This window comes from Kitasatospora sp. NPDC059817 (assembly GCF_042731835.1).
Taxonomy (GTDB): domain Bacteria; phylum Actinomycetota; class Actinomycetes; order Streptomycetales; family Streptomycetaceae; genus Kitasatospora.
In genome coordinates, this window is sequence record NZ_JBHWIR010000253.1 from 1 (window position 1) to 8,092 (window position 8,092).

The window sequence follows — 8,092 nt, forward strand, 5'->3', positions numbered from 1 at the left end:
GGGGGGGGGGGGGGGGCCGGGGGGGGGGGGGGGGGGGGGGCCCCGGGGGCCCGCCGCGCCCCCCGAGCGGCCCGCGGGGCCTCCGGGGCCTCGGCGATATCGGAGGCGACGCCGTCGGAGCCCCCGACGACGGCCCCGCCCGCCCCGACCGCTGCGACCGCTGCGACCGCGAGCCGGGAGCCGACCCGGGCCGAGCTGGTCGCCCGGTACGGCGGCACCGCGCCGAAGGAGTGGGGGATGGAGGTCACCGGGGTGACCACCAAGCTGCCCGCCGGCGAGAGCGCGACGGCGCTCACCTTCGACGCCTGTGGCGGCCCCGGCGGGAACGGGTACGACGCCGACCTGATCGACTTCCTGCGGAAACGTTCCGTCCCCGCCACGCTCTTCCTGAACGCCCGCTGGATCGACACCAACCCGGACGTGTTCAAGCAGCTTGCCGCCGATCCGCTCTTCGAGATCGGCAACCACGGCACCGTCCACCGCCCGCTCTCGGTCACCGGCCGCTCCGCCTACGGCATCGCCGGCACCGGTGGCGTCGGCGAGGTGTACGACGAGGTCGCGGGCAACGCGCACAAGCTCGCCGGGCTGCTCGGCCACCCGGTGCGGTTCTTCCGCTCCGGCACCGCGCACTACGACGACGTCGCCGCCCGGGTGGTCGCCGACCTGGGGGAACGCGCCGCGGGCTTCACGGTGAACGGCGACGGCGGGGCGACGCTCAGCGCCGCCGAGGTACGGCAGGAGCTCGCGGCGGCCCCGCCGGGGGCGATCGTGATCTGCCACATGAACCACCCGGGCGGGGGGGGCGCCTCTCCGCGCCCCGCGTGACGGCGTGGAGCGCGCGGGCGCCGCGCGGGGGAGAATGTATATCCGCAAATTCACCCCCCGGGGGGGCGGCACCGCCCCCGGGGTGGTGGCGGCGGTGCCGGGGCTGCTGGCGGCGGGGCGGCGCTTCGTCCGGCTGTCGGACGTGCTGCGGTGAGGTGCGGGGGAGCCGCGCTGCGGCGTTAGGCCAGTCGGAGGCCTCCCGGGTGCTCCTCCTCGATGATCCGGACCAGCCAGTCGAACACCGTCGGCCCCTTGCCGGCCCGGGCGGCGGCGAGGTCGGCGCGGACGTGCTCGCGGTTGGCGGGGTGGCAGTGGGCCAGCCGCAGTTCCAGCTGGCGGACCGTCTCCGGGTAGCCGAGGTTGCGCCGGGAGACCGCGTGGTCGCGCCACTCGATCAGGTAGTCGCCGTCCTCGGGGGTGCCGTAGCCGCCGCGCAGGCAGTCGGCGAAGGCGTCGAGGTTCCGGCCGAAGTAGCCGTCGCTGCCGATGGTCTCACCGACCACGTCCCAGAAGTCGTCCAGCGTGTGGATCCGGGTGCCAGCTATCACATAGGTCACGGTCACGGGGTCGAGGATATGCCGAGTGCGGTCGTCGGTGCGCCGGACTACCGGACTACCGGGCGACCGCGATGGCGGTGGCGAGCAGCCCGTCACCGACGGCCCAGCGGCCCTCGAAGCCCTCGATGCGGCGGCCGTTGACGTTCGGGCCGGGGACCAGCAGGCGGGCGGTGAAGGAGCCGTCGGGGGAGAGGACCAGGTCGGCCTCGCTGAAGTCCAGGAACTGCTCGGTGAGCGGGAACCACGCCTTGTACACGGACTCCTTGGCGCTGAACAGGATGCGGTCCCACGGGGTGCCGGGGTGCTCGGCGAGCAGGTCGACGATCCGCTTCCCCTCCTCGGGCAGCGCGATGACGTCCAGGACGTCGTCCGGCAGCGGCAGGGCGGGCTCGGCGTCGATGCCGACCGAGGCGAGGTCGCCGGAGCGGGCGACGGCCGCCGCTCGGAAGCCCTCGCAGTGGGTGAGGCTGCCGACGACGCCGTCGGGCCAGCTCGGGGCACCGCGCAGGCCGGGGACCAGCGGGCGGTAGGGGATGCCGAGGCGGTTGAGGGCGGTGCGGGCGCAGTGGCGGACGGTGGTGAACTCCCGGCGGCGCTTGGCCACCGCCTGGACGACGGCGGCCTCCTCGGCCGGTTCCAGCCGGGCCTCCGGCGGGTCGTCGTAGGACACCTCGGTCACGACGGCGTCCGGCAGCAGGTCCCCGATCACACGCTCCCCCTCGGTCGGTGCGCGGACGGCCGCCGCGCGGATCGAGCCTAACCCGGGTGGGGGCGATCCCGGCGGGCCTTCCGGGGAAGATCCACCAGGGCCACCAACACGCCGGGGCCACCAACACGCCAGGGCCACCGGGCAGGTAGGTGACGGAGTGCAGGCCGCCGGTGCAGCGGAGGGAGCGGTGGCGCTCGTACACCGGCCAGGACACCGGGGACTTGCGGTCGACGTCGACGCCGATGCCCTGGAAGGGGGGCCGTGCCGATCAGTTGGTGGACGGATCCGCAGCCGAGCGCCGCGATGCTACGGTCGTCCCCACTGGGGCGGTTCGGCAGTGCGGCCGAGGTCGCGCGGGTGGTCGGCTTCCTGGCGGGTGAGGAATCCTCGTTCATCAGTGGTGCCTGCCTCGCCGTGGACGGCGGAATGACCGCGATGCTGCCCGAAGCCCTGCTGCGCTGACACCTTGTTCGAGGAGGGCCCCGCTGTGCGTGCCGAACCGGTCGCCGACACACCGTACCTGGAGCTGGGCGAGGGCCCGCTGTGGGACCAGTCCGCGCAACTGCTGCGCTGGATCGGCATCCCCGACCGGCGGGTGCTCACCCTGGACCCGGCCTCGGGCGCGATCAGCTCGGTCGAACTCGACGTCACCCCCGGCACCTTGATGCCGTACGGCGACGGCGGACTGATGCTCGCCACCGAGCGCGGCTTCGAACGGCTCGACCCGGCCACCGGCCGCACCACGCTGGTCGCCGCCGTCGAAGCCGACCGCCAGGACCGCCGGATGAACGACGGCAAGACCGACCCGTACGGCCGGCCGGTCGCCGGTTCGATGGGGCGGGGGGAGCCGCGCGAGCCAGGGTCGCTGTACCGGCTGGAGCGCGACGGCGGCGTCCGGGCGATCCTCGGCGGGCTCGACATCCCCAACGGCCTCGCCTGGCCGGAGCCCGACCGGCTCTGGCACATCGACACCACCACGCGCCGCATCGCCCTCTACCCCTATCCCGAGCACGGCCCCCTCGGCGAGCGGATCCGCACGCTCGACGTCTCCCACCTGCCGGGTTACCCGGACGGCATGACGCTCGACGCCGACGGCAACCTGTGGGTGGCGTTCTGGGACGGCTGGGCGGTGCGGTGCCTCTCGCCGGAGGGTGAGGTGCTGGCGTCGGTCGAGCTGCCGGTGCCGCGCGTCACCAGTTGCGCCTTCGGCGGGCCGGACGGGCGGACGCTCTACATCACGTCCGCCCGGTCCGACCAACAGCCGCTCTCCGGCGGCCTGTTCAGCGTCCGGGTCTGACGGGGCCGGATTTGAAGGGTCGCGCCCCTACTGCCCGAGCAGGCGGGCGAAGTCCAGCCCGAGGCCGCCGAGCACCGGCAGCGCGCCGAGGTCGGTGACGGCGCCGACGGGGATGCTGTAGCCCTGGTTCACGGCGCGGGGTACGGGCACGGGCGCGGCGTTGGCGGGTGCGGCGGCGGCCGGGATCAGGGCGGCGCCGAGGAGCAGGGCGGCGAGTGCGGTGCGCATGGGGCGAGGCCTCCGGGGGTGGACGTGGTGGCCTGTCAACACCCTGCGGCGCGGCGCGGTCACGTATCTTCGCCCCTTCGGCCGTATTGGTAAAGATTCCTGACTTGTGTTCATGTCAACATGGCGGCGGTCTGGACCACACCGCCGTCGGGCGCATACGTTCTCTTCACTCGGACGGGCATCGGGCGGTCTCGCTGAATCCCCCTGCGGCTTCGGCGACTTCTGCCTGTCATGTCCATGGCTAAAGAACCGGAGGGAACCATGCGCGCCATCAGCAAGAACCTCAGGATCCTCGCGGGCGCCCCGCTCGCGGCCGCCGCCCTCATCGCCCTCACCGCCGGCACCGCCAGCGCGGCGATACCGATCAACACGCCCATGGCCGGCAAGGCCACCTACTACAACGACGCCGGCTACGGCGCCTGCGGCACCCAGATCAACGCCTCCAACCAGATGCTCGTCGCGGTCTCCCACACCTGGTGGACCAGCGCCAACCCCAACAACGACCCCCTGTGTCAGGGCATTTCGGTCAAGGTCAGCTACCAGGGCAAGACCGTCACCGTCCCCGTCCGGGACAAGTGCCCCTCCTGCGACGCCAGCCACCTCGACCTCAGCCAGCCCGCCTTCGCCCAGCTGGCCCCGCTCGGCCAGGGCGTCATCAACGGCCTCACCTGGCAGTTCGTCAAGGCCGGCCTGAACGGCAAGACCGTCGAACTCTCCGAGCCCATCACCGGATCCACCATCGGCTGAGACCGCGGATGAGCGACCGTGCCCGCCCCGTGACGCGGGGGCGGGCACGGTCGTCGCCCGGGGTCCGCTCTCGCGTGTGAGTGCCTGACCGCCTCAGCGGCAGAGCGCGGCGTCGACGGCGTCGGCGACGCGCTGCTTGACATCGGCAGAGGGCAGGGTGGTGACGGCGATGTCGGCGGCGCGACCGTCCTCGGTGACACCACCGCGGGTCGCGTAGCCCGGGAGCGTGCCGCCGTGGCCCCAGTACACACCGCCGCAGGACAGCGGGCGGCTGGCGAGCCCCAGCCCGTACCGGCCGCCGGGGCCCATGTACTCGGCGGGGACGGTGATCTGCATCTGGGCGAGCTGGGCCGGGGCCAGCAACTCGCCGCTGAGCAGGGCACGGAAGAAGCGGTTGAGGTCGCTGTTCGTGGAGACCAGGGCGCCGGCCGTCCAGGCCCAGGACATGTCCTGCTCGGTGACGTCCAGCGGCTGGTCGCCGGGCTCCTCGGTGACGTAGCCGTGCGGGTGGCGCTCGTGCACCGTCATGTCGCCCTGGGTGGGGAAGTACGTGTGGCGCAGGCCGATGTGGTCGATGACCCGCCGGGTGATCTCCTCGCCGGCGGGCCGCCCGGTGACCTTCTGGATGATCAGGCCGGCGATCAGGTAACCGGTGTTGCAGTACTTCCAGCCCTTGCCGGGCTCGAAGTCGGGCTTCTGGGCGAGCGCGAGGTCGAGCAGATCGCGGGGCTCGTGGTACTGGGAGAGGCTCTGGTCGGGCAGGAAGTGGGTGTAGTCGGGCAGGCCGCTGGTGTGCTGGAGGATCTGGCGGACGGTGATCTTCCGCCCGTCGATCTCGCCGCCTGCGCCGGTGCCGCGCACGAGACCCGGCAGGTAGGTGTCGAGGGAGGCCTCCAGATCGACCTTGCCCTCGGCGACGAGCTGCAGGACGACGACGGCCGTGAAGGACTTGGTGTTGCTGCCCGCCCGGACCTGCCCGTCCACGGGCACCGCCGCGCCGGTGGCCAGATCGCCCACCCCGGCCGTGTAGGTGCGGGTGTGCCCGTTCCGGTCCCGCACGGTGGCCAGCGCGCCGGGCACACCATCCTGCCGGACCAGCGCGTCGAGCCGCTGCTGGACGACGTCGGCTCGGGGGCCCGCCGCCTGGGCCGCCGGCGCGGCGGCCACGCCGAACAGCAGGACGCCTGCGGCGACGGCCGCTGCGCTGAGCCTGAACGGTCGAATCCTGTACGGGGTGGACGGGTTCACGGAGCGTCTCCTCTCGCCGGGCCGGCGCGCCCGGGACTCCAGGGCACCACACGGTGCCAATGGCGGTCGTCCGCGCGCAGGAGGAGCGGGGGTCGGAGCGATGGTCCTGACGGTCTACGACCTGCGGGGTACGAACTGCGGTACGGCTGTTGGTGTGTGACGGTAGGTCAGAGTTGCCATGGCTCCGCCCCGTCCCGCAGGTAGCGGGTGCGACCGTCAGAGAGTGCGCGGAGGGCTGCTTGGAGGCGGGTGCGTTGGCGCGCCCGCAGCCGGGCGGCCACCTCGGGTGCTGGGAGGAAGAGTGCTTCGGAGAGTTCGTCGTCATGGGGGCGGACGTTGGCGGCAAGGGCGGGGGCGAGGGTTCCGGCGTCGAAGATGAACGCGATCTGGTCGTCCCAGGGCCCGTGCGGCGCCACCCAGTCCACGACGAGGAGGGCACGGACGGCGATGTCGAGGCCCAACTCCTCCCGCAGCTCCCGCACGGCTGCCTGGTCAGGGGGTTCGTTGGCCTCGGCCATGCCGCCCGGCAGGTCCCAGCCGTCCTTGTAGGTCGGGTTGACGGTCAGGAGACAGCCGCTCACGTCTCGCAGGATGACGTCGGCCGAGACACGCTTGCGGGCCTGCCTGGCGTTGCCTTCGGAGAGGTAGGCGTTCCAGGCTTCGGTGTCGGTGGGTGCGGGCCTCACGATGAACCTCCCCGAGGTGACGGGATGATGTCGGCGAGTAGCAGGAGCCGGATTCTGCTCGCTTCGTCGAATCGTGCCAGGTACTCACGCACCGGGCCGTACTCCCGGTGCGTGCCCAGAAGATCGCCCAGGCCGTCCAGTTGTCGGGCGACGCGAGCTTGGCGAGGCTGCGGAGGGTGGGGGTGCGGGTCGCGGAGTTCATGCCGGGGGCGTGCAGCTGGATGCGGGTGCTGGAGCTGTTGGTGGTCTGACAGGGTGGCTGGCCGGGCGGGGGGATCTTGGCAGTGTGGGGGTGTTCCGGCGTGACCGGTGCGGCGTAGCGTCCGGGCAGGTCGGCGACGGGTGTGGGAGGTTCTGGTGGCGGTCAACGGCGAGGTGTCGTTCTGGTACGCGGCGAGTGGGCTGCCGGAGCCGGGGCCGGCGTTGCCCGGGAGCGCGGATGTGGACGTGTGCATCGTCGGCGGCGGGTACACCGGGTTGTGGACGGCGTACTACCTGAAGAAGGCGGATCCGTCGCTGCGGATCGCGGTGCTGGAGCGCCGGTTCTGCGGCTACGGCGCCTCGGGGCGCAACGGCGGGTGGCTGTACAACGGTTTCGCGGGCCGGGGCGCGTTCGCGAAGCGGTACGGCCCGGGTGCGGCGGCGGCGATGCAGCGGGCGATGGACGAGGCGGTCGGGGAGGTCGTGGACGTCGCCGCCGCCGAGCGGATCGACGCGCACATCGTGCGCGGCGGGGTGCTCGAAGTCGCCAGGAACAGAGCCCAGTTGGAGCGGCTCAAGGCTTTCGCCGCCGCCGAGCGGGCGTACGGCGAGGGTCGCGTCGAGCTGCTGGGCGCGAAGGAGGCCGCCGACCGGATCGCCGTCGCGGGCGCCCTCGGCGGCACCTGGACGCCGTACGGTGCGCGGATCCAACCGGCCGCGCTGGTACGCGGGTTGGCGCGGGTGGTGCGGGACCTCGGGGTGGCGGTGCACGAGGGGACGGCGGTGACGGCGATCCTGCCGGGCACCGCGTACGCCCGGCCGCGCGCGGTGACGCCGCAGGGCACGGTGACCGCCGAGTACGTGCTGCGCGCGACCGAGGGCTTCACGGCCGGCCTGCGCGGCGAGCGGCGGACCTGGCTGCCGATGAACTCGGCGATGATCGCCACCGAGCCGCTGCCGCCCGCCTTCTGGGCGGACGCGGGCTGGCAGGGCCGCGAGGTGCTGGGCGACTTCGCGCACGCCTACATGTACGCGCAGCGCACCGCGGACGACCGGATCGCGCTGGGCGGCCGGGGTGTGCCGTACCGGTTCGGCTCGCGGACGGACGCGGACGGCGGCACCCAGGTGGAGACCGTGCGCCAGCTCCGGCAGATCCTGAACCGCTTCTTCCCGGCGGCCGCGAGTGCCCGGATCGACCACGCCTGGGCGGGCGTGCTCGGTGTGCCCCGGGACTGGTGCGCCACGGTGGAGCTGGACCGTGCGAGTGGTCTCGGCTGGGCGGGCGGGTACGTCGGCAGCGGGGTGACCACGACGAACCTGGCGGGCCGGACGCTGCGCGACCTGGTCCTCGGGCGGGACACCGGGCTGACCGGGCTGCCCTGGGTGGGCCACACCGTGCGCCGCTGGGAGCCCGAGCCGCTGCGCTGGATCGGGGTGCACGCGATGTACGCGGCCTACCACGCGGCGGACCGCCAGGAGGCGGGCGGACGGGCCGCCACCTCGCCGATCGCCCGCGTCGCGGACGTCGTCTCCGGGAGGTAGCGGCGCGGACGGTAGCGGCGCGGGCGGTGGCGAGCGCGGTCGGGCGGTGGTG

The 8,092-nt window shown here is 73.4% G+C and carries 11 protein-coding genes; 6 read left to right on the forward strand and 5 right to left on the reverse strand.

Features of this window, described 5'->3' with window-relative positions; translation table 11 throughout:
* Window positions 1–237: 237 nt before the first annotated feature.
* A complete protein-coding gene (locus tag ACFV61_RS32405; protein WP_380495552.1) occupies window positions 238–825 on the forward strand; it encodes a polysaccharide deacetylase family protein in 588 nt (195 codons plus the stop codon).
* Between the two features lie 179 nt (window positions 826–1,004).
* On the opposite strand, the gene ACFV61_RS32410 is transcribed toward ACFV61_RS32405, so the two are convergent.
* Window positions 1,005–1,388, reverse strand: coding sequence for a barstar family protein (locus ACFV61_RS32410; protein WP_063346419.1), 384 nt, complete (start codon window positions 1,386–1,388; stop codon window positions 1,005–1,007).
* 49 nt (window positions 1,389–1,437) lie between these two features.
* Window positions 1,438–2,091, reverse strand: a complete 654-nt coding sequence (locus tag ACFV61_RS32415) for a 4'-phosphopantetheinyl transferase (RefSeq protein ID WP_063346418.1) — start codon at window positions 2,089–2,091, stop codon at window positions 1,438–1,440.
* Between the two features lie 303 nt (window positions 2,092–2,394).
* On the opposite strand from ACFV61_RS32415, the gene ACFV61_RS32420 reads away from it, so the two are divergent.
* Together ACFV61_RS32420 and ACFV61_RS32425 are read left to right on the forward strand one after the other, a co-directional pair.
* Window positions 2,395–2,553, forward strand: a complete 159-nt coding sequence (locus ACFV61_RS32420; protein WP_079136189.1) for an SDR family oxidoreductase — start codon at window positions 2,395–2,397, stop codon at window positions 2,551–2,553.
* 25 nt (window positions 2,554–2,578) lie between these two features.
* On the forward strand, window positions 2,579–3,388 hold the full coding sequence (locus ACFV61_RS32425; RefSeq protein WP_380495555.1) for an SMP-30/gluconolactonase/LRE family protein: 810 nt from the start codon (window positions 2,579–2,581) through the stop codon (window positions 3,386–3,388).
* Between the two features lie 27 nt (window positions 3,389–3,415).
* On the opposite strand, the gene ACFV61_RS32430 is transcribed toward ACFV61_RS32425, so the two are convergent.
* Window positions 3,416–3,616 carry a hypothetical protein gene (locus ACFV61_RS32430; protein WP_380495557.1) on the reverse strand — a complete coding sequence of 67 codons (201 nt, stop codon included), beginning with the start codon at window positions 3,614–3,616 and terminating at the stop codon, window positions 3,416–3,418.
* Window positions 3,617–3,877: 261 nt separating this feature from the next.
* Here ACFV61_RS32430 and ACFV61_RS32435 point away from each other — a divergent pair, with 261 nt between their 5' ends.
* On the forward strand, window positions 3,878–4,363 hold the full coding sequence (locus ACFV61_RS32435) for a cysteine/serine endopeptidase inhibitor (protein ID WP_063346414.1): 486 nt from the start codon (window positions 3,878–3,880) through the stop codon (window positions 4,361–4,363).
* A gap of 93 nt (window positions 4,364–4,456) precedes the next feature.
* Here the strand turns inward: ACFV61_RS32435 and ACFV61_RS32440 are convergent, their stop codons facing one another.
* Both ACFV61_RS32440 and ACFV61_RS32445 read right to left on the reverse strand, forming a co-directional pair.
* Complete coding sequence (locus ACFV61_RS32440; RefSeq protein ID WP_380495559.1) at window positions 4,457–5,611, reverse strand: serine hydrolase domain-containing protein; 1,155 nt, start codon at window positions 5,609–5,611, stop codon at window positions 4,457–4,459.
* A gap of 167 nt (window positions 5,612–5,778) precedes the next feature.
* On the reverse strand, window positions 5,779–6,297 hold the full coding sequence (locus ACFV61_RS32445; protein ID WP_063346412.1) for an NUDIX hydrolase: 519 nt from the start codon (window positions 6,295–6,297) through the stop codon (window positions 5,779–5,781).
* 107 nt (window positions 6,298–6,404) lie between these two features.
* Between ACFV61_RS32445 and ACFV61_RS32450 the strand changes: the two genes are divergently transcribed.
* A complete protein-coding gene (locus ACFV61_RS32450) occupies window positions 6,405–6,548 on the forward strand; it encodes a hypothetical protein (RefSeq protein ID WP_380495561.1) in 144 nt (47 codons plus the stop codon).
* A 103-nt stretch (window positions 6,549–6,651) separates the two neighbouring features.
* Complete coding sequence (locus ACFV61_RS32455) at window positions 6,652–8,040, forward strand: NAD(P)/FAD-dependent oxidoreductase (protein WP_380495563.1); 1,389 nt, start codon at window positions 6,652–6,654, stop codon at window positions 8,038–8,040.
* The last annotated feature ends 52 nt before the right edge of the window (window positions 8,041–8,092 follow it).